Origin of the sequence: Streptomyces eurocidicus, assembly GCF_002891295.1 — a bacterium.
GTDB classification, from domain to species: domain Bacteria; phylum Actinomycetota; class Actinomycetes; order Streptomycetales; family Streptomycetaceae; genus Streptomyces; species Streptomyces eurocidicus.
The window spans coordinates 849,938-870,026 of the sequence record NZ_LGUI01000002.1 but is presented as its reverse complement, the minus strand read 5'-3'; the positions used below and the strand labels follow the sequence as shown (position 1 = coordinate 870,026).

General features: G+C 72.0%; 21 protein-coding genes. 14 read left to right on the top strand and 7 right to left on the bottom strand.

Going from position 1 to position 20,089, the window contains the following annotated elements; translation table 11 throughout:
• Positions 1-36: 36 nt before the first annotated feature.
• Together AF335_RS08665 and AF335_RS08660 are read right to left on the bottom strand one after the other, a co-directional pair.
• Positions 37-1,050 (bottom strand): YdcF family protein, encoded by a 1,014-nt coding sequence (locus AF335_RS08665; protein ID WP_102917674.1) that lies wholly within the window; start codon positions 1,048-1,050, stop codon positions 37-39.
• 283 nt (positions 1,051-1,333) lie between these two features.
• Entirely contained in the window at positions 1,334-1,681 is a 348-nt protein-coding gene (locus AF335_RS08660; RefSeq protein ID WP_102917673.1) for a hypothetical protein, read from the bottom strand.
• 395 nt (positions 1,682-2,076) lie between these two features.
• Here AF335_RS08660 and AF335_RS08655 point away from each other — a divergent pair, with 395 nt between their 5' ends.
• A complete protein-coding gene (locus AF335_RS08655) occupies positions 2,077-2,304 on the top strand; it encodes a hypothetical protein (RefSeq protein WP_146045474.1) in 228 nt (75 codons plus the stop codon).
• Between the two features lie 12 nt (positions 2,305-2,316).
• The gene (locus AF335_RS08650; RefSeq protein ID WP_102917671.1) at positions 2,317-2,661 is read left to right on the top strand and encodes a DUF1036 domain-containing protein; all 345 of its coding nucleotides are present in this window, start codon (positions 2,317-2,319) and stop codon (positions 2,659-2,661) included.
• Positions 2,662-2,713: 52 nt separating this feature from the next.
• On the opposite strand, the gene AF335_RS08645 is transcribed toward AF335_RS08650, so the two are convergent.
• The 4 genes from AF335_RS08645 to AF335_RS08630 all read right to left on the bottom strand — a co-directional run bounded on the left by AF335_RS08645 (position 2,714) and on the right by AF335_RS08630 (position 7,966).
• A complete protein-coding gene (locus AF335_RS08645; RefSeq protein ID WP_102917927.1) occupies positions 2,714-6,088 on the bottom strand; it encodes a hypothetical protein in 3,375 nt (1,124 codons plus the stop codon).
• Positions 6,089-6,202: 114 nt separating this feature from the next.
• The gene (locus AF335_RS08640) at positions 6,203-6,682 is read right to left on the bottom strand and encodes a hypothetical protein (RefSeq protein WP_102917670.1); all 480 of its coding nucleotides are present in this window, start codon (positions 6,680-6,682) and stop codon (positions 6,203-6,205) included.
• A gap of 42 nt (positions 6,683-6,724) precedes the next feature.
• Complete coding sequence (locus AF335_RS08635) at positions 6,725-7,282, bottom strand: GNAT family N-acetyltransferase (RefSeq protein WP_102917669.1); 558 nt, start codon at positions 7,280-7,282, stop codon at positions 6,725-6,727.
• Positions 7,283-7,390: 108 nt separating this feature from the next.
• Positions 7,391-7,966 (bottom strand): TetR/AcrR family transcriptional regulator, encoded by a 576-nt coding sequence (locus tag AF335_RS08630; RefSeq protein ID WP_102917668.1) that lies wholly within the window; start codon positions 7,964-7,966, stop codon positions 7,391-7,393.
• Positions 7,967-8,122: 156 nt separating this feature from the next.
• On the opposite strand from AF335_RS08630, the gene AF335_RS08625 reads away from it, so the two are divergent.
• Together AF335_RS08625 and AF335_RS08620 are read left to right on the top strand one after the other, a co-directional pair.
• The gene (locus AF335_RS08625; protein ID WP_102917667.1) at positions 8,123-8,707 is read left to right on the top strand and encodes a dihydrofolate reductase family protein; all 585 of its coding nucleotides are present in this window, start codon (positions 8,123-8,125) and stop codon (positions 8,705-8,707) included.
• A 219-nt stretch (positions 8,708-8,926) separates the two neighbouring features.
• Positions 8,927-9,739, top strand: coding sequence for a hypothetical protein (locus tag AF335_RS08620; RefSeq protein ID WP_146045473.1), 813 nt, complete (start codon positions 8,927-8,929; stop codon positions 9,737-9,739).
• Between the two features lie 326 nt (positions 9,740-10,065).
• Here AF335_RS08620 and AF335_RS08615 read toward each other — a convergent pair whose 3' ends face one another.
• Positions 10,066-10,953: a TIGR03619 family F420-dependent LLM class oxidoreductase gene (locus AF335_RS08615; protein ID WP_102917665.1), complete on the bottom strand. Its 888-nt coding sequence runs from the start codon at positions 10,951-10,953 to the stop codon at positions 10,066-10,068.
• Positions 10,954-11,317: 364 nt separating this feature from the next.
• Here AF335_RS08615 and AF335_RS08610 point away from each other — a divergent pair, with 364 nt between their 5' ends.
• The 10 genes from AF335_RS08610 (at position 11,318) to AF335_RS08565 (ending at position 20,055) form a co-directional block, all read left to right on the top strand.
• The gene (locus AF335_RS08610; RefSeq protein ID WP_102917664.1) at positions 11,318-11,590 is read left to right on the top strand and encodes a DUF1876 domain-containing protein; all 273 of its coding nucleotides are present in this window, start codon (positions 11,318-11,320) and stop codon (positions 11,588-11,590) included.
• A 236-nt stretch (positions 11,591-11,826) separates the two neighbouring features.
• The gene (locus tag AF335_RS08605) at positions 11,827-12,957 is read left to right on the top strand and encodes an ABC transporter substrate-binding protein (protein WP_102917663.1); all 1,131 of its coding nucleotides are present in this window, start codon (positions 11,827-11,829) and stop codon (positions 12,955-12,957) included.
• Positions 12,958-13,106: 149 nt separating this feature from the next.
• The gene (locus AF335_RS08600; protein WP_102917662.1) at positions 13,107-13,973 is read left to right on the top strand and encodes a diiron oxygenase; all 867 of its coding nucleotides are present in this window, start codon (positions 13,107-13,109) and stop codon (positions 13,971-13,973) included.
• Positions 13,970-14,839 carry an aminoacyl--tRNA ligase-related protein gene (locus AF335_RS08595; protein WP_102917661.1) on the top strand — a complete coding sequence of 290 codons (870 nt, stop codon included), beginning with the start codon at positions 13,970-13,972 and terminating at the stop codon, positions 14,837-14,839. The genes AF335_RS08600 and AF335_RS08595 overlap by 4 nt, the downstream gene beginning before the upstream one ends.
• Position 14,840: 1 nt before the next feature.
• Entirely contained in the window at positions 14,841-15,353 is a 513-nt protein-coding gene (locus AF335_RS08590) for a holo-ACP synthase (RefSeq protein WP_102917660.1), read from the top strand.
• On the top strand, positions 15,311-15,550 hold the full coding sequence (locus tag AF335_RS08585) for a phosphopantetheine-binding protein (RefSeq protein ID WP_102917659.1): 240 nt from the start codon (positions 15,311-15,313) through the stop codon (positions 15,548-15,550). The genes AF335_RS08590 and AF335_RS08585 overlap by 43 nt, the downstream gene beginning before the upstream one ends.
• Positions 15,551-15,571: 21 nt before the next feature.
• Positions 15,572-16,396 (top strand): class I SAM-dependent methyltransferase, encoded by an 825-nt coding sequence (locus tag AF335_RS08580; RefSeq protein ID WP_102917658.1) that lies wholly within the window; start codon positions 15,572-15,574, stop codon positions 16,394-16,396.
• Positions 16,397-16,403: 7 nt separating this feature from the next.
• The gene (locus AF335_RS08575) at positions 16,404-17,354 is read left to right on the top strand and encodes a 3-oxoacyl-[acyl-carrier-protein] synthase III C-terminal domain-containing protein (protein WP_102917657.1); all 951 of its coding nucleotides are present in this window, start codon (positions 16,404-16,406) and stop codon (positions 17,352-17,354) included.
• A 5-nt stretch (positions 17,355-17,359) separates the two neighbouring features.
• Entirely contained in the window at positions 17,360-18,781 is a 1,422-nt protein-coding gene (locus AF335_RS08570; protein WP_102917656.1) for a preATP grasp domain-containing protein, read from the top strand.
• Positions 18,778-20,055 (top strand): type III PLP-dependent enzyme domain-containing protein, encoded by a 1,278-nt coding sequence (locus AF335_RS08565; RefSeq protein ID WP_102917655.1) that lies wholly within the window; start codon positions 18,778-18,780, stop codon positions 20,053-20,055. Before AF335_RS08570 ends, AF335_RS08565 begins: the two co-directional genes overlap by 4 nt.
• Positions 20,056-20,089 lie beyond the last annotated feature (34 nt).

The following is a 20,089-nucleotide window of genomic DNA, read 5'->3' as shown; positions in this document are numbered from 1 at the left end:
GCCGGACGGACGGACGGTCGGCCGGTCGGTGACGGCTCAGGCGATCAGCCAGGCCAGCAGGCCCATGAGGGCGAGCAGCCCGCAGACGGTGAAGTTGACCAGTTTGTGCTGGAGGAAGACCGCGACGAACTCGCGGATGGTCGCGCTCGGCCAGAAGTACGCGGCCGTCGGCGAGCCCACGACCTGGCCGTTGACACCGGTCTTGCGTGCCGTCAGGGCGGCCCGGAAGGCGTGGAAGTTATTGGTGACGATCACACAGGAGTAGTCGGCCCGGGCCTCCGCCATGATGGCCCTGCTGTATTCGAGGTTCTCCTCCGTAGTGCGGGAGCGGTCCTCGCGGCGCACGTGCTCAGCGGGGAAGCCGCGCTCGGTGAGGTAGCCGGCCATCGCGTGGGACTCGGGGAGCCGCTCGTCGGGGCCCTGGCCGCCGGAGGTGAGGAGGACGGGCGGGTTGCCGCGTGCGGCCTGCGCCTCGTACACCTTGCGACCGCGCTCCAGGCGGCTGGCGAGCAGCGGCGGGACGCGTTCGCCGCCGATCAGTCCGGAGCCGAGCACCACCACGAAGTCGACGTCGCGGCGCGGCTGGAGCCGGCCGTAGAGAAACGCGTAGCCGATGAAGCAGAAGAACAGGAACGACACATAGCCGACGATGAGCAGGGTGGTGCCGGCCACGGCGGCGAGGGCGGGCGAGCGGGTGGCCGCCGCGGCGAAGAGCAGGCCGATGACCCCGAGGATGCCCAGACCGCAGAGGAAGGAGAGGAGGTTCGCCGGGCGGCGGCCCTCCTTGCGGATCATCTTGACGCCGTTGGCCAGGAGGAAGAGCGGCAGGACCAGGGCGCCGAGGAAGGGGATCAGGAGCAGCGCGGCGATGAGCCACGTCAGGAGGGTGCGCCCGTGCCCGTCGGCGGTGCCGGCCAGCCGCAGCAGGACGAAGAACAGGGATATGACGGCGAGTCCGAGGTAGACGGCGTTGCTGAAGCGCCGTCGGTCGCGTAGGACGCCGATGGCGAAGAGAACGAGGAACAGTACTGCCGGGGCGTAGACGATCACGTCCGAATCGTACGCATCGCGACCGTGAGGTCCGTAGTGCACAGTGCCGCGTACAGGGCGCACGAGTGGCTACGGGCGTGCGCCGGAGCCGGAGCGCGGGCGGACCGGGCGACGGCGGACCGGCGGCCGTGGCGATGGCGATGACCACCCGAACGGGGCGTTCATGCCCATGCCTTGACCGGACCGGACGGGTACGTCCGCGTCCCGGTGGGCCCGCCGGCGACCGTGTCGAGGCGGTTCCCGGCCCGGCACCGGCGTCTCGGGCGCCCGCCCGGCCTCTTCCTCAAGGAGTGGCGCAGATGGCCACAGCTCTCACGTCCCGCCGGGAGGTGCTGACGTCCGTGCTGGACATGCTCCAGTTGGTGGTCACGGACGGGGGGCCGGTGGTGACGAAGCGCCGTGGCCCGGTTCCGGGGGCGTCGGCTCCCCGCGCCGGGTCCTGACCGGCCGAGCAGTTCACGACGAGGGCGAAGGACCTTCCCGAGGCGACGGAGACCTGGGAGTGGACGGTCCCGGTGCCCGCCCCCGAGGGGGCCGGGGCCTCGGTGCCGTGGACCCACGCCGAGGCGGCGATCGCCCCGACGGTGAACACCAGAGCGACTACCAGGACGGGGAGTCGGAAGCGTTTCATCTCGACCTCTCATACCTCGCGAGTGCCTTGGGCCTCTGGCATGCCCGTCGGGGCGGCGCCGATCCGCCCACCCACCCGTTCGGCGCAGAGAAGGAAGGATTCTGCCCTCCCTAAGGAGTGGCGCGTCACGGAGCGTCTTCCACCGGGCGTCACCGACGGCACCCCTCGTACAACCTCGCGCGCCCTCTCGCACACTCCCTGCGGGAGCGCGAGCCGCCTCGGAAGGGCTCGCGTCCGGTCCGAGCGCGGGGCGCTCGCCTTTCGCAGGGTTGTGCGACGACCGCACCACCACACGCCCTGTCACCTCATGCGGCTATTTGATTACTCTCAGTATTCAAATTCGTGGGGCCCCGGACCGCTCGGCCCGGGCGGCGCGGAACACAGGAGGGGGCAGCATGACTGATCAACCAGCGGACGGTGCGGGCGTGGACGCCCGCACCGATCTGGATCCCGAGGTGGCGAACGCCGTCCAGGCCGCCGCCGCACCCGTCACGGCCGAAGAGGCCGTGGAGACCGAGGGCGAGGGCGTCGTCCGCCACCGGCCGGGGCTCCTGGTGACCGAGGAGCACGCGCCGCAGGAGAGCGCGGGCCCGAGCTTCCGGCTCACGCCGACCGAGAGCTGAGGGGGAGATCCGATGACACTGTTCTTCCGCAACAGCTACCGCACGCTCGTCTCGGTGACCTACATCAAGCGCTTCCCGAACTGCCCGGAAGGCTGGCTGAAGCGCGGCTGGTGGAACCTCCAGGTGGGCGACACCGTGGCTGTGGACGGCTCGAACGTCTCGGCGGTCAACCGCTTCTGGTACTTCCACGCCGAGGCCCTCGACGGCGCGGTGTGGGCGGGGCCGATCGTCACCTGTGTCACGAACAACGCCTTCGAATGGTGTCTCAACAGGTGTGACCCACCCACCCGAAACGTGGGATACCGCGAGTTCGACGTCAATGGTTTCACGAACTACACGATCAATCTGGTGCCTTGACGGCTCCCCGAGGGGGCGGCGGCTCCGGCCGCCTCCCCCTCGGAACGGGCCGTCACTCCACCGCGGTGGCCAGGGCGAGGGCGGCGTCCCGGACGTCGGGGTGCGGGTGACGGCGCAGCGCGCGCAGCCTCTCGCGCCAGTGGTCCGCCCAGTCGGTGCGGCGGCCGCCGGCGGCGGTGAGGGTGGCGGCGAACAGCCCGGTGGCGTGGCCTCCGTCCTGGGAGAGGACGCGGGCGGCGTGCCCGAAGGCGCGGTCGTCGCCGTCCCGGGAGGCGCGCAGCCGCTGGTCGAGCGCCCCGGCGGTACGGGTGGCCAGGGTGGGCCTGCCCTCGTGGAGCCCGGCCAGCCGGGTGAGCTCCGCCTCCAGCGGCTCCGGTGCCGCGTCCAGGTCGAGGTTCCGCGCGGCCAGTTGCACCGCGTCGGCGACGAAGTCCGGCGAGGTGCCGAGGAGGTCGATGACGGAGCGGGTGACGGGCAGGGTGAGCCGCCGGTTCCCGTGACCGCCCTGGAGCAGATGGGCGACGATGTGCCGGACACGTCGGCGGGCGGGGCGGTCCCGGCCGGGTTCCGCGTCGGGGGTCCCGCCGTCCGCGTCGGCGGCGATCAGGGTGCCGAGCGCGCGGAGCAGCGGAGTGACGTCGGGGGTGTCGGACGGGCCCGTGGTGACGACGCGGCACAGGGCGGTGGCAGCGGTCCGCCAGCCGGTCCGGTCGTCCAGGTCGGTGACGACGGCCGCGAGCGTGCCGGCGGCCTCCGGCACCCAGCGCGACCACCCTTCGAGCGCGGCGTACGCGGCCTCCGCGACCTCGGGGTCGTCCGTGCGGCACATGGCGTGGATCAGCCCGGCGTAGCGCGGACGGTGCCGCTCGTGCAGGTGGAAGGGGACAGTGCCGAGCACCGCGAGCCGCAGTTCGCGCCGCCCGGTCACGGCGGCCTCCAGCACGGCCCACGCCTCCGGGTGGTCCAGCAGGTCCGTGGTGACGGCCACACAGGCCGCCTGGACGTCGTGGTGCTGGCCCGGGTGCGCGCACGCCTCGGCGAGCAGCGCGGCCGCCTCCCGCACGGGCAGCGCGGCGGCCGCGAGGCGGGCCGCCTCCTTGCGGCTGGTCACCTTCACTCCGCCGTCGGCGAGCAGGAGTCCGCGCAGCGCGACGGCCAGGCGGGAGGGTGCGACGAAGCGGCTGACGCGGGTCGCGGCATAGATCGCGGCCCTCGCGCGGTCGCCGCCGGCGTGGGCGAGCAGTGTCGTCAGGTGCTCGTCCGGGCGCTCCGTGTACGCCAGCCCGGCGAGGGCGGCCTCGGCCAGCGGCACCTCCGCGCTGTCGGCGTACCGCCGCAGGAGCTCGGTGCCGTGTCCGGGGATCCAGGCGGCTCCCCGGAGGACGCCCACGCGCTGGTGGACCGCGAGGGAGGTGTCCTGTGCGGCACGGGCCAGCAGCCGGGCCGCGGCGGCCTGCTGGCGCGGTGTCCAGCCCGCCATGGCGGGTCCCACGAGCGGCAGCCAGTGGCTGCCGGCGGTCAGGAACCGGCCGTACGGCGGGGTGTCGCCCAGCACGACGTCCAGCAGGTCGGTGCGGCGTTCGCTGAGCACGCGGAGGACGAGCGGATGCGTGGCGAACGACACGTCGAGGGCGAGGAGTTCGGGGACGCGTTCGTCACGGGTCCGCGGGTCGTCCAGCCACAGCCACACGGCCTGGGTCGCCGTGCCGTCGGCGCCGTGCCGGATCGCCCGCCCGAGGAGGTCCTGGAGCTCGGGGACGGCGTGGGCGCGCCGGCCGAGCGCGCGGGCCAGGTCGAGCAGCGGCGCGTGATCGGCCCTCGCGGCGGCCGCTTCGACGGAGGGGAGCAGCGCGTCGAGGATCGCGCGCTCCTGCCCGCGCCGCAGCCCGTCCAGCCCGGGGCGGCCGTTGCCGGGAAGTCTGGTGAGGGTGCGCAGGGCCCAGTCCGTCAGCTCCGTCTCGTCGGTGCCCGCGTAGGCGCGCAGCAGGGACCGCGCCAGGTTGCCGAGGGCGGAGGCGCCGCCCCAGGACAGGTCGCGGGCCTCGAGGGCGTCCGTCGCCATGCGTTCGAGGTGGGGTGCGGCCTCGCGGGTGAACAGCGCGGGGTGGAAGCCGGCGAGCGTGGTGAGTGCCGGGGAGCGCACCGGGTCCTGCTCGTTGCGCAGCCGGCCCAGGCCCTCCGCGAGGAGTTCGGTGACGGCGGCCGGCTCGCGCGTGCGCGCGGCGTTGCGCAGGAGCAGCTGGTACGCGTACGCCCGGTCCTCGGGCGCGGAGCGGCGGGTCGCGGCGAGCAGCTCGGGGCGTGCCTCCGCCACCGGCAGGAACGCGACGCAGCCGAGGACGCGCTGCCAGGAGCCGCCGTGTTCGCGGGCCTGGGCGGCCATCCGCCGCGCCTCGGCCTCGCGCCGGGCGCGGGGCAGCGCTTCGAGGAGTTCGTCGGAGAGGACGGAGTGACCGGTGGCGCGGCCCACCATGGCGGCGTCGTAGCAGGCGGCGCGCCGGGAGGGGGCCATCCGGCCCAGCAGGTGTGCCAGCGCGCGCTGGTCGTGGCGCAGCGCGCGGGCGAGCTCGGTGAGTTCGGGCGGGTCGTGGTGCACGAGCCTGCGCAGCACCGGGGTGCGGAGCCGGGGCGGGTGCGCCGTGCCGCGACCGGGGGCGAGCAGCAGCCGGATGACGCGGCCCGGTGCCGCGGCCGCCGGCCGGCCGAGCCGGTCCTGGACCCGGCCGGGCGGTTCCTCGTGGCAGAGCCGTTCCAGCAGGTCGAGGACGCGCAGGGGTTCCGCTTCGGTCGCGGCCGCCACGCTCGCCGCGTTCGCCCTCCACCATCCGGACCGCGAGGTCTCGGGCATCGCGGTGAGCTGGCGTTCGGCCTCGTCGAGGATCGCGGCGGAGTGATGGCGGGCGAGGCCGGTCCAGCCGGTGACGGAGTGGAAGAGGGCGGGCAGCAGCTCCGCGACGGTGTCGGCCCCGCAGCCGGGCAGCAGCCTGGCCGCCTCCGTGTCGCCCCAGCGGTCGCGGACGGACCGTACGAGGCTCTCGGCGAGGGCGGTGCGCCGGCCGGCGACGACGGCGCGTGCCAGCTCGCGCCGTACGGCGCCCGGGGCGTCGTCCATCGCCGCCCTGACGGCGGCGTCCGGTATGTGCCCCTGCCGGACGGCGGAGACGGCGTGGTGCCGGACGAGCGAGTCGGGGTCCGTCAGGCGGGCCTCGAGCCAGCCGAAGTCGTGGCCGGCCTCGGCGGCGAGCGCCGCGAGCCCCCGCCCGTACGCCCCGCGCCGCGCCAGCTCGGCCACCACCGGGGCGAGCTCCCCACTGGCGCTCAGTTCCCGGGCGCGGAGGGCCGTGTGGCGCAGGCGGCGGGGGTGGGGCATCGGGTCGACGGCGGCGAGCAGCTCGTCGACGAGCACGGCCGGGGACTTCTGGGTCATGCCGGGCATTCTCGCGGACGCCGGCCTTTCCGGCCCAATCGTTATCGGAGGGCCGCGCACTGGCCGGCGGAGCCCGCGTCACCGGCGGGGCTCGCCCGTACGTCTGGTTCCTCGTCACGCACCGGTGCGGTGGATCAGGGGCGAGGCGCGGGCCACGAACGTCTCGATGGCCTCCCGCGCCCGGGTGTCCAGTGCGTCCCGCCCCGCCTGGTCCCGCGCGGTCGACACGTCCCGTGTGCACGCGTAGGCCCGCTCGGCCGCGAGGATCACCTCCGGGTCGTCGGTGAGCAGCCTGATCCGGTAGCCGGCCTGCCGCGTCGCGGTGCGGAGACGGTGGGCCTCGTCGCGGGCCCTGACGAAGTCCTGCCCGTCCGGGTCCTGGCGCATGCGGTACCAGCGGTCCGCCTGGCCGTGGCGGTATTCCTCGGCCGCCGCGGCGAACGCGCTGAACGTGGCCATGCGCTCCTGCCGGAGCGCCTCGGAGCGTGCGAACGACTCACCGCGCCGGGACGCGTGGCGCTGGAAGAGCTGGGTGACCACGGCGCCCAGGAGCGTGCCCCCGACGGCTACGACACTTGTCCATATCGCTTCCACGGCACCAGCCGACCACATGGGGCGCCGGTGCCGCGGCCGGTCTCAGGATTCCCGTGCGGCCGCCCGCCAGTCCGGCGCGAGTACCGACCAGATCTCCTCGTCGTGCCGCTTCCCCCGGTACAGGTAGCTCTCCCGCAGCACGCCGTCCTTCGTCATCCCGAGCCGCCGGGCGACGGCGATGCTGGGCTCGTTCCCCGCCGAGACCCACCACTCCACGCGGTGGATGCCGCGTTCCTCGACGGCCCAGTCGATGATCGCGCGCACGGCCCGGGTCACCAGCCCCCTGCCCACCGCCGAGGGCTCCAGCCAGCAGCCCGCCTCGGCGATGCCCTGCGCGACGTCCAGCCTCCGGAAGAGGACCGCGCCGACCAGCGTGCCGTCGGCCCGGATGCCGTGGAGCCGCCCGGTGTCGGCCGCGGCCCGTTCGGCGTACGTCCGGAGAAACGCACCGGCGGACTCCAGGTCCGTGACGGCGTCGGGCAGCCCGTTGTACCGCCCGATGAACTCCCGGCCCCGGTCCACATGGGCCAGGAACTCCTCGGCCTGCCACGGTTCGAGCGGGCACAGCTCGGCCCCGTCGCCCAGGGATATCGCGTACATCGTCACCTTCCACGATCGGCACCGGCGCCCATGGCGCGAAAGGATCTTCTCACGGGGGTGTCACGGGCGACGTGGCCGCGGGACCGCGCATGCCGCTCCCCCGGGTCCTCACCGCGGCGGCAGCACGCGCGTGACCACCTTCTCCACGAGCGCGTCGAGCTCCGTGCCGGAGAGCACCCCGGGCAGCGTGAAGTGCTCCACCAACAGGCCGGTCATGGCGAGGTAGAGGACGAGCACGGTGTCCGCGTCGCCGGGGAGGCCGTTGTCCAGGTGGAAGCGGATGTTCTCGTCGAGTGCGGTGCGCACGGCGCGATCGAGTTCGGCCTGGAGGGCGGGGCGGCGGGTGGCCTCCAGGCGGAGTTCCAGCATGGCCAGGTATCCGGTGCGTTCGGCGGTCATACGGCGTACCAGCCATCGCATCAGTTCGACGACCAGCTCGTGGTCGGGGGCGGGGCGCATGGCCTCGCCGACCTGTGCGGGGTCGGGGGCCATCCGCACGTGGATGCGGCTGCCCGCCTGGGTGAACAGGTCGTCCCTGCTGGCGAAGTAGTTGGACGCCGTGCCGACGGGGACGCCCGCCTGGGTATCGACGGCGCGGAAGGTAAGGCCACGCGCCCCCTCGCGCGCCAGTACCTCGATGGCCGCGTCGACAAGGGCCGTCCGGCGTTCAGGGTTCCTGGCCATCCGTATCTCCTCCGGTTTCGGTGATTTCCATGGAAGGGGCTTGCGTAACCACTACAACTGAAGCACTATATGCGAAGTGGTTGACCGGAGGGGCGTCCCCGCCACGATCACCCGCACACCTGAGACCCGCATCCCCTGAAGAAACCGAGGGCCACCTTGCGCCAGCTCACCTACTTCGTCGCCTGCTCGATCGACGGCTTCATCGGCGACCCCAGTGGTGACGCGTCGTCCATGTACAAGTTCGTGAACGAGGAGTTCATCGACTTCCTCAAGGCGGACTACCCGGAGACCATCTCGGCCGGGGGCCGCGCGGTCGTCGGCGCCGAGGGCCTGGCGAACCGCCGGTTCGACACCGTCGTCCAGGGCCGCGGCAGCTACCAGCTCGCCCTGGACACCGGCGTCACCAGCCCGTACGGACACCTCCGCGAGTACGTCGCGTCGCGTACCGTCAAGGAGTCACCCGACCCGAACGTCACACTCCTCTCCGGTGACCTGGTCGAGAGCATCCGGGAGCTGAAGGCCGAGGACGGCGACCTGGGCATCTGGCTCTGCGGCGGTTCGCGACTCGCGGGCGAACTGCTGGACGAGGTCGACGAGCTCGTCATCAAGACCTATCCGCAGATCTACGGTTCGGGCATGCCGATGTTCGGCTCGGACTTCGCGGTCACCGAATTCGAGCTCGACTCGGTGCGCGTGTTCGACAACGGAGTGCTCGTCAGGAAGTACAACCGCAAGCGGTAAGGCGCACGTCGGCACACCGCGCCCCCGGCCGTGGGCGGGGGCGCCGCCCCAAGTGCGGGATGCGGCCGATCCCTTGCGTGCCCCGCTTGTCGACGCGGCGGGTTCCTTGCATGATCTCCCCCACAGTCGGCAATACGTCACGCACGCAGAGGAACATGCTGGACGATGCTCCTACGCGCCGTCAGCACCCCGCCGTGCGCCGAAGAGAGGGAGCGGTTCGTGCCGGATGCTCAGCTGGAACCCGATGGGATCAAGGAGCAGTACGCCTTCAAGGTGGCTGCGGACCTCGAACACAACACCAAGGAGCAGGAACGCATCGGCGCCGAAGTGACGGCGCTGGAGGAGCGGTTGCGCGCACTGCGGCGCGACCACACCTTGCTGGTCGGCGTGCAGCAGGCCCTGGGTGAGGAGAACGCGGCCGCTCCGGTGTCTCAGGAGCCGAGCGGGAAGGCCGCGTTGCCCAAGCCCAGGTCGGCCGAGGCCGAGCCCAAGCAGGCCAGAGGGCGGAAGACGACCACCGCCAAGGTGCCCGCCACCAAGGTACCTGCCACCAAGGCGACCACTCTGAAGAGGGCCGCCGCCAAGACCACGGCCGCCAAGTCCGGGAAGAACAGCGCCAAGAGCACGGCAGTGACGGCGGACACCGAGCCGGTGAAGACCGGAGTGGTGAAGGCCGAGCCGGTGAAGACCGAGCCGACGGAGACCAGGTCGGCGGTGAAGACCGACAAGGCCGACGCGAAGGCGGCGGGGCCCACGCTGGTCAGCCTCGTCCGTGAGGTGCTCGGCCGGCAGTCGGAGCCGCGTTCGGCGGCCGAGATCGCCGCGGCCGTCGCCGAGGCCCGCCCCGACCGCACCATCAAGCCCACGGTGGTGCGGACGACCGTGGAGGGACTGGTCGCCAAGGGTCAGGCCCGACGCACCAAGCAGGGCACGTCCGTCTTCTACGCCGCACCGGACGACGAGCCCGCCGCACGGAACGAGCCGGCCACCACGGCCGGACCCACCGGCGGCGGCGAGCCCGCCACCGCCTGACGTCGATGACGCCGGGGCTGCCGGCCACCCGTCCGGCCCATGGGGTGCACGCCCCTGGCCCAGGGGGATCCGGCAGCCACCCGGCCCGGAGACGATCCGCGAACCGACCACCGGCCGCCGGTGGTGAGCCGGAGACGGGCCGGCGGCGTACCGCGACACCATACGCACCGGCTCCGACCGCACGGGCCGCCGTACGAATCGCCGCACGAGTCGCCGTACGACCCGGCCCCCGCGACAGCCGAGGCCACGGCCGGGACGGGGAACAGGGCGACGCGGAGTCCTCGGCGGCGGAAGACCACACCCCCGCACCGCCGTCCTGCCGGGAGTCAGCCCGCCCGGAGGCGGTCGAGCACCCCGATCCCGAGCTCCAGCGCCTCGTCCGGCTCCCGCACGCACTGCTGGAGGTCGATGAAGCAGCCCTCCGCGCCGGAGGCCCGTACCCCGGCCAGGACCGTGGCGATCTCCTCGCGCGTGGCGCCCGGGCGCGGGTTGTGCCGCAGGATCCGCCGCAGCCCGTCCGGGTCGCGGCCCGCCTCCTCGGCAGCCCTCCGGGCCATGCCCCACAGCCCGGCGAGGGCCTCGGGCGGCAGGACGACGCCGACCCAGCCGTCGGCGCTCCGGCCGACACGGCGCATGGCGGCCGGGCTGAACCCGCCGAGGTAGACGGGAGGGTGAGGGCGCTGGACGGGGCGCAGGCCGACGTACGAGCGCGGGATGGTCCAGTGCGGCCCCTCGTGCGCGAACTCCTCGTGCGTCCACATGCCCTTGAGGATGTCGAGGATCTCGTCCAGCCGCGCGCCCCGCTTGCCGAACTCGGCATTGACCGCCGTGTACTCGTCGCGGAGCCACCCGATGCCGAGGCCCACGTCCAGCCTGCCGCCGCTCACCAGGTCCAGCGAGGTGAGGGTCCGGGCGAGCAGCAGCGGCGGGTACCAGGGGGCGTTGAGGGTGCTGGTGCCCAGCCGGGCCCGGCTCGTGGCCGCGGCGGCCACCGTCAGCACGGTGACGGGGTCCAGGAACGTCTTGTACTCGGGCGGGTACGGGTTCTCGGGCGTGTGTCCCGGGTAGAGGTCGCTCGGTTCCACGGGCGTCAGGGACCGGTCCCCCACCCAGAGCGAGTCGAATCCGGCGGCTTCCGCGTCCCGGGCGAACCCCGCGATCGCGTCGACGCGCGCGTGGGTGCCGTACTGCGGCAGGGCGATGCCTATGTCCATGCCCGCCTCCGTGCCTGTTTCGGTGCCTTTTCGCATGGCTTCATCCTGGCCTCGGGGTGGTGTCGCCCCCGAGAACCACTCACGTGACACCTGTCACCTCGCGGCCCGCGCCGGCGTGCCCGGTTCCGGGGCCGCCCCGGCCGGCAGCGCGCTCGCGCCGACGCCCGGGGCGCGCCCTGTCCGTCCCGGCCGCGGCAGACCGGCGTCACGTGCGCCCGGCCGTCGGACCGGGGACGGGGTGACCGGTGACGACCGCCGGCCGCCGCGTTCCGGACGCCTCCGGGCGGGCGGCTCCCGGCGTGCACCCCGGGCCTCCCCGTGTCAGCGTGGTGCGGGGCCCGTGGCGCACAAGGAGGTTCGTCCCATGAGCGGCAGCAAGGCATGGCTCGTCGAGATCAGCATCAAGGAGCACGACCACACGGTCACCGCCGAGGCCCGGCTCACCGGCAGGGCGCCGGGCCCGATGGTCGGTGAGGGCACGGCGCGCTGTCACCCCGCCGACGCGAACGTACCGGACATCGGCGACGAGCTCGCGGCCGCCCGCGCCCTGAACAGGCTGTCCGACCAGCTGCTGGACACCGCGATCAAGGACATCCAGTCGCACACGCACGAGCAGGTGCACGGCATCCGCGACTGAGCGGCCCCGGCCACCGGATCACGGCCCGGCCGCGGCGACGGGCTCGCGGGCCGGCCGGAACGCCGAGGGCACACGACGGCGCGGCGCCCCATGACGGGCCGGACACCTCCCGAAACCCTTGTGGGGGCCGGGCACGGAGACCATTCCTTGAACATTCAATGAACTGCCCCTACAGTGGGCCCTCGGGAAAGTTCTTGAAGGTTCAAGGACACCCCGTCCCCCCATAAGGAGTCGTCGTGAAGTCCCCCCGAAAGGCATGGGCCGCGGCCATCGCCCTCGGCGTCCTCGCCGCGAGCGGAGCCACCGTCGCCGCCGCCACCCCCTCCGCCCGTCACGCGTCGGCGAGCGAGGAGGAACAGCTCCAGAAGCTGTACGAGGACGCGGTCGCCGAGGGCGGCCGCCTGGTCGTCTACGCCGGCGGCGACAAGCCCGGCCAGGCCGACTACCTCAAGAACGCGTTCGTCAAGCGGTTCCCCAAGATGAAGGTCGACACCGTCGTCGACTTCAGCAAGAACCACGACGCGCGCCTGGACAACCAGATAGCCGCGCACAAGGTCGTGGCCGACGTCGTCCACCTCCAGACCCTCGACGACTTCCCGCGCTGGAAGAAGGAAGGCGCGCTGGAGAAGTACAAGCCGGTCGGCTGGAACAAGGTCTACGACAAGATCAAGGACAAGGACGGCTACTACTCCGGCCTGTTCTTCATCGGCTTCGCCGACGTCACCGCCACCACGCTCGGCGGCAACGCGCCCGTCGAGGCCCAGGACTTCCTGAAGCCCGAGTTCAAGAACAAGCTCGTCTTCACCTACCCGAACGACGACGACGCCGTCCTGTACTACTTCAAGCAGCTCACCGACAAGTACGGCACCGGCTACCTGGAGAAGCTCCTCGCCCAGAACCCCAAGTTCGTCCGCGGCACCGCCGACGCCTCCGCCCAGGTCGGCAAGGACGGCTACGTGGCGAACTTCGGCAGCTCGGGCAGCTCCAGCGGCCTGTCGACGACGAGCATCCCGGAGAAGTCGCCCTGGGTCGCGTGGCCGCAGACCGGCGCCATCCTCAAGGACGCGCCGCACAAGGCCGCCGCCAAGCTGTACATGAGCTGGATCCTGTCGAAGCAGTACCAGGAGACCTCCTACGGCTGGAGCGCCCGTACCGACGTCGCCACCCCGGCCGGCCGCAAGGGCGTCTTCGACTACCCGAACATGAACCCGCTCGGCCTCGGCGCGTTCATGGGCGACCGCGCCTCCCTCGACCGCTACAAGGCGCTCATCAACCTCTACGTCGGCGACGTCAAGGGCGCGGACCCGGCCGACCCCGAGGGCAGGCTCGGCCTGTACCCCGTCGACCAGAACGGCACCCAGGGCTAGGGAGCGCGCGGACCCCGGGGCCACGGAAGCCGACCGGCCCCGGGAAGCTGACCGGTCCCGGACAGTCCACTTCCGGTCATTGCCCCATGCACGCAATTCTCCATATCGTCTTCAACGCGCAGGACATCAGGCGATGTGAGGGAGTAAGCGTGGTCAGCACCCTAATCGACCGGAACGATCGCTTCCTGGGTATCCTCGACCGGCTGAGCTCGAAGTCGGTCGAGGATTACTACAACCCCTACAAGCTTTTCGAGTGGCCGGACAGCCTCCCCGAGGACATGTGGTGGATGAGCCCGGAACTCACCACGACCCATGGCACGACCGCGACCGAGCGGCTGACCGGGGAGCAGCTCCACGCGTTGTCGCGGTACGAGAGCCTCAATTTCTACAGCCTCAATGTGCACGGCATCCGCGAACTGCTCATCGATGTGACCAGAAGGATCCACACCAAGGGCTTCGAGACCCCTTCCGAGTTCTTCCACCACTTCATCGGTGAGGAGAACGAACACATGTGGTTCTTCGCGGAGTTCTGCCTCCGCTACGGCAAGATATACCGGCAGCCGGGCGGCATCACCGCCGAGGCGCCGCGGGCCGAGGTGGAGAGCCTGCTGGTGTTCACCCGCATTCTCGTCTTCGAGGAGCTGGTCGACCACTTCAACTCCAGGATGGCGCTGGACGAGCGGCTGGACGACACGATCCGGGCCATCAACCGCATTCACCACCAGGACGAGTCCCGGCACATCGCCTTCGGCCGGGAGCTGGTCTCCGTCCTGTTCGCCGAGGTGCGGCGGACGTCCACGGAGCAGGAGCTGAACGACATAGCGGCGTACGTCAGGCGCTATATGACCTACAGCTTCGAGACGCTGTACAACCCACAGGTGTACCGCGACGCCGGAATCGAGAAACCGCAGGAACTGCGCACGGAGCTGCTGGCGTCGCCCGCCCGCGCCGAGTTCGAGCGGAGCGTCTTCCGCAAGACCGCCAAGTACCTGGAGAAGACGGGAATCATCCGATGACAGTCGTCCCGCAGCAGGACACCGGTTTCACCCGAACCCCCGGCGGCGGTGCCACGGACGCCGTGGTCATCCTCTCCCCCGATCAGACCGACCTCCTCCTGGAGCTGGACCGGACGTTCTCCGGCTGGGGGCGGGCGTCGGGCGCGCGCGAGATTCTGCCGCCGCCCGTCTACCCGCTGCACGACCTGGAGAAGTTCGACGTCTACACGAACTTCCCGCACCTGGTCTTCGCCGGCGCCGCGCTGGACCTGGAAGGGTCCCGCAAGCCCTCCGGGGGCCGGTTCGCGCGGGGCGATCTCAAGGACGCGCGGATCGGCCTGTCGCACGCCACCTGCTACGGCGCCTTCCTCTACTTCGAGGACGCCCACCTCACCGAGGACACCTCGGTCACCCTGGTCAACCGCTGCTTCCGGCACGAGGACCACTTCAGCGGCCTGCGGCGGCTGCTGAGCTTCCAGATGCGGGAGATCGTGGCGCTGGGCACCCCCGAGTACGCGCAGGACGTCCTCGCACGGTTCACCGAACGCATTCTGGCGTTCGCCGACGCCCTGTCGCTGAAGCTTACGAAGGTGCCGGCGACCGACCCGTTCTTCGAGAAGGGCGGGGCACGCGCGCTGCTGGCGAAGGTCAGCCCGGTGAAGTACGAGTTCCAGGCCGGCGACCTGGCGATCGCCTCGGTGAACAACCACCGCAACTTCTTCGGCGAACGGTGCTCCATCCGGCACGCGAAGGACGACGGGTTCGTCCACACCAGCTGTGTCGCGTTCGGTCTCGAACGCTGGCTCGCGGTACTGCTGGAGCAGCACGGCGACGACGCCCGAGGCGCCCTCGAGACCGTCCGCCGGGCGTCCGCGCAGGTCTCCTGACATGGAGCGGGGACGAGTCGGCATCGACCTGGTCCCTTACGGAAGGGTCCGCGGCCTGCTGGCCGCCGGCGGCCGGCCGGTGCTGTCCCGGATGCTCTCCGGCGCGGAACTCGCGCTCTCCCGCACGGACGCCGGCCTGGACATCCCGGGAATCGCCGGCCGGCTGGCCGCGAAGGAAGCGGTCTTCAAGCTCTTCCGGGCGGCGGGGCAGACCCTGCCGTGGCAGGACATCGAAATCCTCAGGGCGGACGGCGGCTGGCCCGTGGTGGAACTGGGCGGCCGAGCCGCCCGGCTGGCGCGGGCCGCCCTCGTCGAGTACATCGACGTGAGCATTTCGCACGACGACCCCTGTGCCATCGCGATCGCCTATTCCGGGCCCGTGCCGGAATCCCCCCTGCGACGAACCGAAGCACCCGACGGCGCGACCGACACCGGTCGGACGGCCGCGGACCGGACAACCGAGGAGTGGAAATGGCTTCGACAGGAATCGAAGACGTCCGTGCCTGGATCCTGAACCGGCACCCGGAACGCGACACCCTGTCCCCGGACGAGAACCTGATCGAGAGCAGGCTCGTCGACTCGCTCTCCTTCGTCGAACTCGTCTACGCGATCGAGGGCGCCAGCGGTGTCGAGATCGATTTCGACACCATCGACATCCAGGACTTCCAGACCCTCTCCGCCATCGAAAAGGCGTTCTTCGCCACGGTCTGACTTCTTCCGGAGGTAGCGACCATGGAAGCTGTTTCCTATACGGCCCAGTGGACGGCGGCCGCCCGCGCCGTGGAGTCCGAGCGGGACGACGCGATGTTCCGGGACCCGTTCGCCCGGGACCTCGCGGCTCCGCGCGGGTTCGAGCTGCTCGACAAGTACGGCGGCGGCGGGCTGCTCCCCTTCATCGCGATCCGTACCAAGTACTTCGACGACGGCATCGGCACCGTGCTGCGCGAGAACGCCGTCGAGCAGGTCGTCCTCGTCGCGGCCGGCATGGACACCCGCGCGTTCCGCCTCCCCTGGCCCGCCGGCACCACGGTGTACGAGCTGGACCACGCCGCGCTCGTCGACGAGAAGCGCGCCCGGCTCGCCCGGCTGGACGCCACGGCGACGACGGACCGCAGGGAGGTCAGGGCCGACCTGGCGGAGGACTGGCTGCCCGCTCTGACCCGGGCCGGGTTCGACCCGTCCCGCCCCACGCTCTGGGTCGCCGAGGGACTGATGTTCTTCCTCACCCGGGAACAGTCCGCCGGGCTGCTGCGGGCCCTCGGCGCGGCCTCCGCGCCGGGCAGCTGGCTGGCGGTCGACTTCGTGAGCAAGGCGCTGCTGCGCAGCCCGTTCTCGCAGACGTTCCTCAAGGGCCTGAAGGAGGACGGGACGCCCTGGCTGTTCGGCACGGACGAGCCGGAGGAGTTCCTCTCGGCCGCGGGCTGGAAGGTCCGGGACCTGAAGGAGCCCGGCGAGCCCGGCGCCGGAGAGGGCCGCTGGCCGTACGAGGTGCAGCCGCGCGACCGGCGCGGGGTCTCCCGGAGCTGGCTCGTGCGCGCCGAGCACGTCGGCGGGTGAGGCGCGGATGACCGCCACCACGACGCTGGAACGGATCGAGTCCTTCCTCCCCGAGCGCAGCGTGCGGATCGACGACGTCGCCGGGGACCTGGGGCTCCGGCGCGCCGAGGTCGGTGTCTTCCGCAAGATCTACGGACTGGACCGGCTGCGCTTCGACCCGGACACCGGGCTGTTCGACCTGGTGCTCCACTCGGCCCGGCGGGCCCTGAAGGCGCTGCCCGAGGGACGCCGTGTCGCGTACGTCGTCTACGCGCACACCATGCAGGCCGTCACTCCCCCGCACATCGACGCCGCGCAGGTGATCCGCGAGGAGCTCGGCCTGCGCGACGCCGAGGCGTTCGCCCTGACCCAGCAGGCGTGCGTCAGCAGCCTGGGCGCCGTCGACCTGGTGGGCGAGCTGCTGCGGGCGGAGGCCCCGCCCGGCGCGTACGCGCTGATGGTCACCGGCGAGCGGGCGTACTCCCCCAAGGTCCAGCTGATCCCGCACAGCGCGATCATGGCCGACGCGGCGGCGGCCTGTCTCGTCACCGTGGGCGGCACCGGGGACGAGGTGCGCTCCTTCACCACGCGCACCCTCGGCGAGTTCGCCGCGGGTCTGGACATGACCCGGGAGCAGACCCAGGGCTTCGGGCAGATCTACGGCACCGTGCTCGGCGATGTGATCTACGAGGCGGTGGCCCGCGCGGAGCTGTCCTTCGACGACATCGACCTGGTGATCCCGCACAACGTGAACCTGGTGTCGTGGCGGCAGACGATCAAGGAGATGGGGGCCGACCCCGGGAAGTTCTTCCTCGACAACGTGCCCCACTACAGCCACACCTACGCCGCGGACGTCTTCGTGAACTACACGACGCTGCGCGACCGGGGCCGGCTGGTCCCCGGCAGGCACTACGTCCTGGTGTCCGTGGGCCTCGGCGCCACCTTCGGCGCCATGGTGATCACTCACAGGGAGGGGTGAGGCGGGTGTCCGGCCTCTCACACACCGGGGAAGGCCCCTCCGCCGAGGGGCTTTCCTCCACCAAGGACCTCAAGGAAGCGCTCACCGGCGACCGGGACGCCCGGTTCGTCTGGCTGTGCAACTTCGAGGTCGAGAACCGCTGGGCGCGCGGGTACACCGGTCTCCCGGCGGTACGCGGTTCCGCCACGGCGGCCACCGTGCAGCGCATGGAGGAGCTGGGGGCCCTGCTGGCCGAGCCCGGCGACCATCTGCTGCTCGACCGCCCCCTGGACGCGCACTACCGGCGCTACGCGGAGCGGACCGGCCTCGGCGCGCCCGCCGAGCTGGTCACCCGGGCGCCCGCCGCCGACGGGGGCACCGCCGCCGCGGTGCTGGACTCGCCGGAGCTCCTGGACCGTCTGCGCGGGCTCGCGCGGGACGGCGCCCGGCTGATGCCCATGGGCGCCTCGGACCGGGAACAGCGCATCGCCGAACTCACCGGGCTGCGCCCGGCGGTGCCCGACGCCCTCACCTACGAGCGTGTCAACAGCAAGATCTACAGCCGGCGCGCCACCGAGGAGCTGGGGCTGCGTACCATCCCCGGCTTCTGCTGCGAGACCGCGGGCGAGCTGCGGCACGCGCTCGAGGAGGGGCTGCGCGAGGGCGGGCCGGTCATCGTCAAGGACGCCTACGGCGTCTCCGGCAGAGGACTGGTCGTCCTCGACAGCCGGAAGAAGGCCGACCGGCTGCTGCGGATGGTCGACCGCAGGGTCCGGCGGACCGGGGACGACGCGCTGCACGTCGTCGTCGAGGCGTTCCTGCCCAAGCGCTTCGACCTGAACTACCAGTTCACCGTCGACCGCCATGGGCGGGTGCGGCTCGACTTCGTCAAGGAGGCGCTCACCGCCGGGGGCGTGCACCTCGGCCATGTCATGCCCGCCGACCTGACCGCCGCGCAGCGGGACGAGCTCGCCGTCGCCGCCGAACTGCTGGGCAAGCGGCTGTTCGCGGACGGGTTCTTCGGGATCGTGGGCGTGGACGCGCTGCTGGGCGCGGACGGCCTGGTCTACCCGGTACTGGAGATCAACGCCCGGCTGAACATGTCCAGTTACCAGGGCCGGGTCACCGAGCTCTTCGGCAGGGGCGACGGCGCGGCCCTGGCCAAGCACTACCCGCTGCGCCCGGCCGGGCCCGTCGGCTTCCCGGCGCTGACCGAGGCGCTCGGCCCGCTGGCCGAGCCGCCCCGGGGGCGCGACGGGCTCGTCGTCACCTGCTTCGGCACCGTCAACGCCCAGGCGCCCACGCCGGGCGGGGGCGAGCCCCCCACGCCCTTCGACGGCCGGCTGTACGCCGTGCTGTTCGCCGCCGACCGGGCGGGCCTGGCCGCCCTGGACCGGCGCGTGACCACCGCGCTCAGCCGCTTCGACACGACCGAAAGGACGCCATGAGCAGCGCGTTCCATGTCCAGGGGATACCGGTCACCGAGCTCGCCGAGCGGTTCGGCACCCCGCTGTTCGTCTACGACGCCGGTGTGCTGCACGACGTCTACTCCCACCTGAGACAGCGGCTGCACCCGGCCGTCGACCTCTTCTACTCCCTCAAGGCCAACCCCAACATCGGCGTCTGCGGCTACCTCGCCTCGCTCGGCGCGGGCGCCGAGATCTCCTCCATGGTGGAGCTCATGACGGTCCAGCGGGCCGGCGTCGCCCCGGCGGACGTCATCTTCCTCGGCCCCGGCAAGACCCGGACCGAACTTAAGGCATGTGTCGCCGCCGGTCTGTACGCGATCGTGTGCGAGTCCCTCGACGAGGTCGCGGAGCTGGAGCGGATCGCCGCCGACCGGGGCGTCGACGACCTGCCCGTCCTCCTGCGCGTCAACCCCGACTTCCACACCAAGGGCTCCGGGCTGGCCATGAGCGGCAAGCCCCGGCAGTTCGGCATCGACGCGGACCTCCTGCGCCGCTCGGGGAACGTGATCGCCGGGCTGCGCCGGGTACGGGTGCGCGGCTTCCACGCCTACATGGGCACCCGGTTCCTGAACGCCGACGACATCGTCCACAACACCCGGGAGATCCTCGCCCTGTCGTCCGAGCTGGCCGGGACGCTCGGCATCGAGCTGGACACCGTGGACTTCGGCGGCGGCTTCGGGGTCGCCTACTTCGACAACGAGAAGGACCTCGACGTCGGGACGGCGGTCGCGGGGATCAACGACGCCGTCGAGCCCTTCCTCCGGGCCCACCCGGGCTGCCGCCTCATCAACGAGCTCGGTCGCTATCTGGCCGCGACCTGCGGCACCTACGTGGTGCGGGCGCTGTACGTCAAGGAGTCCATGGGCGAGGAGTTCGTGGTCGCCGACGGGGGCACCAACCACCACATGGCCGCGGTGGGCATCGGCAGCTTCGTCAAACGCAACTTCCCCATCCGGTCCCTGAGCCGCTACGGCGAGGAGGCCGCGCACACCTACACGGTCACCGGACCGCTGTGCACCCCGAACGACGTCATCGGCAAGAAGGTGCGGCTGCCCCGGGTGGAGCCCGGCGACCTGATCGGTGTGGAGCGCTCCGGCGCCTACGGGCCCACCGCCTCCCCCGGGCTGTTCCTCAGCCACGGCTTCCCGGCGGAGGTGCTCGTCCACGACGGCGCCGCCCATCTGGTCCGCGAGCGGGACCGCGGCGAGGACCTGCTCGCCCGGCAGCACGCCGTGCCCTTCGGCGGGCGCTGACCCCATTTTCCCCCCACCACCACCCACCCTGAGG

Excerpts from the sequence above, each read along its gene's own strand:
- AF335_RS08660 (WP_102917673.1), bottom strand. The coding sequence starts at position 1,681 with ATGAAACGCTTCCGACTCCCCGTCCTGGTAGTCGCTCTGGTGTTCACC.
- AF335_RS08655 (WP_146045474.1), top strand. The coding sequence starts at position 2,077 with ATGACTGATCAACCAGCGGACGGTGCGGGCGTGGACGCCCGCACCGAT.
- AF335_RS08650 (WP_102917671.1), top strand. The coding sequence starts at position 2,317 with ATGACACTGTTCTTCCGCAACAGCTACCGCACGCTCGTCTCGGTGACC.
- AF335_RS08645 (WP_102917927.1), bottom strand. The coding sequence starts at position 6,088 with ATGACCCAGAAGTCCCCGGCCGTGCTCGTCGACGAGCTGCTCGCCGCC.
- AF335_RS08635 (WP_102917669.1), bottom strand. The coding sequence starts at position 7,282 with ATGTACGCGATATCCCTGGGCGACGGGGCCGAGCTGTGCCCGCTCGAA.
- AF335_RS08630 (WP_102917668.1), bottom strand. The coding sequence starts at position 7,966 with ATGGCCAGGAACCCTGAACGCCGGACGGCCCTTGTCGACGCGGCCATC.
- AF335_RS08615 (WP_102917665.1), bottom strand. The coding sequence starts at position 10,953 with ATGGACATAGGCATCGCCCTGCCGCAGTACGGCACCCACGCGCGCGTC.
- AF335_RS08610 (WP_102917664.1), top strand. The coding sequence starts at position 11,318 with ATGAGCGGCAGCAAGGCATGGCTCGTCGAGATCAGCATCAAGGAGCAC.
- AF335_RS08595 (WP_102917661.1), top strand. The coding sequence starts at position 13,970 with ATGACAGTCGTCCCGCAGCAGGACACCGGTTTCACCCGAACCCCCGGC.
- AF335_RS08590 (WP_102917660.1), top strand. The coding sequence starts at position 14,841 with ATGGAGCGGGGACGAGTCGGCATCGACCTGGTCCCTTACGGAAGGGTC.
- AF335_RS08585 (WP_102917659.1), top strand. The coding sequence starts at position 15,311 with ATGGCTTCGACAGGAATCGAAGACGTCCGTGCCTGGATCCTGAACCGG.
- AF335_RS08580 (WP_102917658.1), top strand. The coding sequence starts at position 15,572 with ATGGAAGCTGTTTCCTATACGGCCCAGTGGACGGCGGCCGCCCGCGCC.
- AF335_RS08575 (WP_102917657.1), top strand. The coding sequence starts at position 16,404 with ATGACCGCCACCACGACGCTGGAACGGATCGAGTCCTTCCTCCCCGAG.
- AF335_RS08565 (WP_102917655.1), top strand. The coding sequence starts at position 18,778 with ATGAGCAGCGCGTTCCATGTCCAGGGGATACCGGTCACCGAGCTCGCC.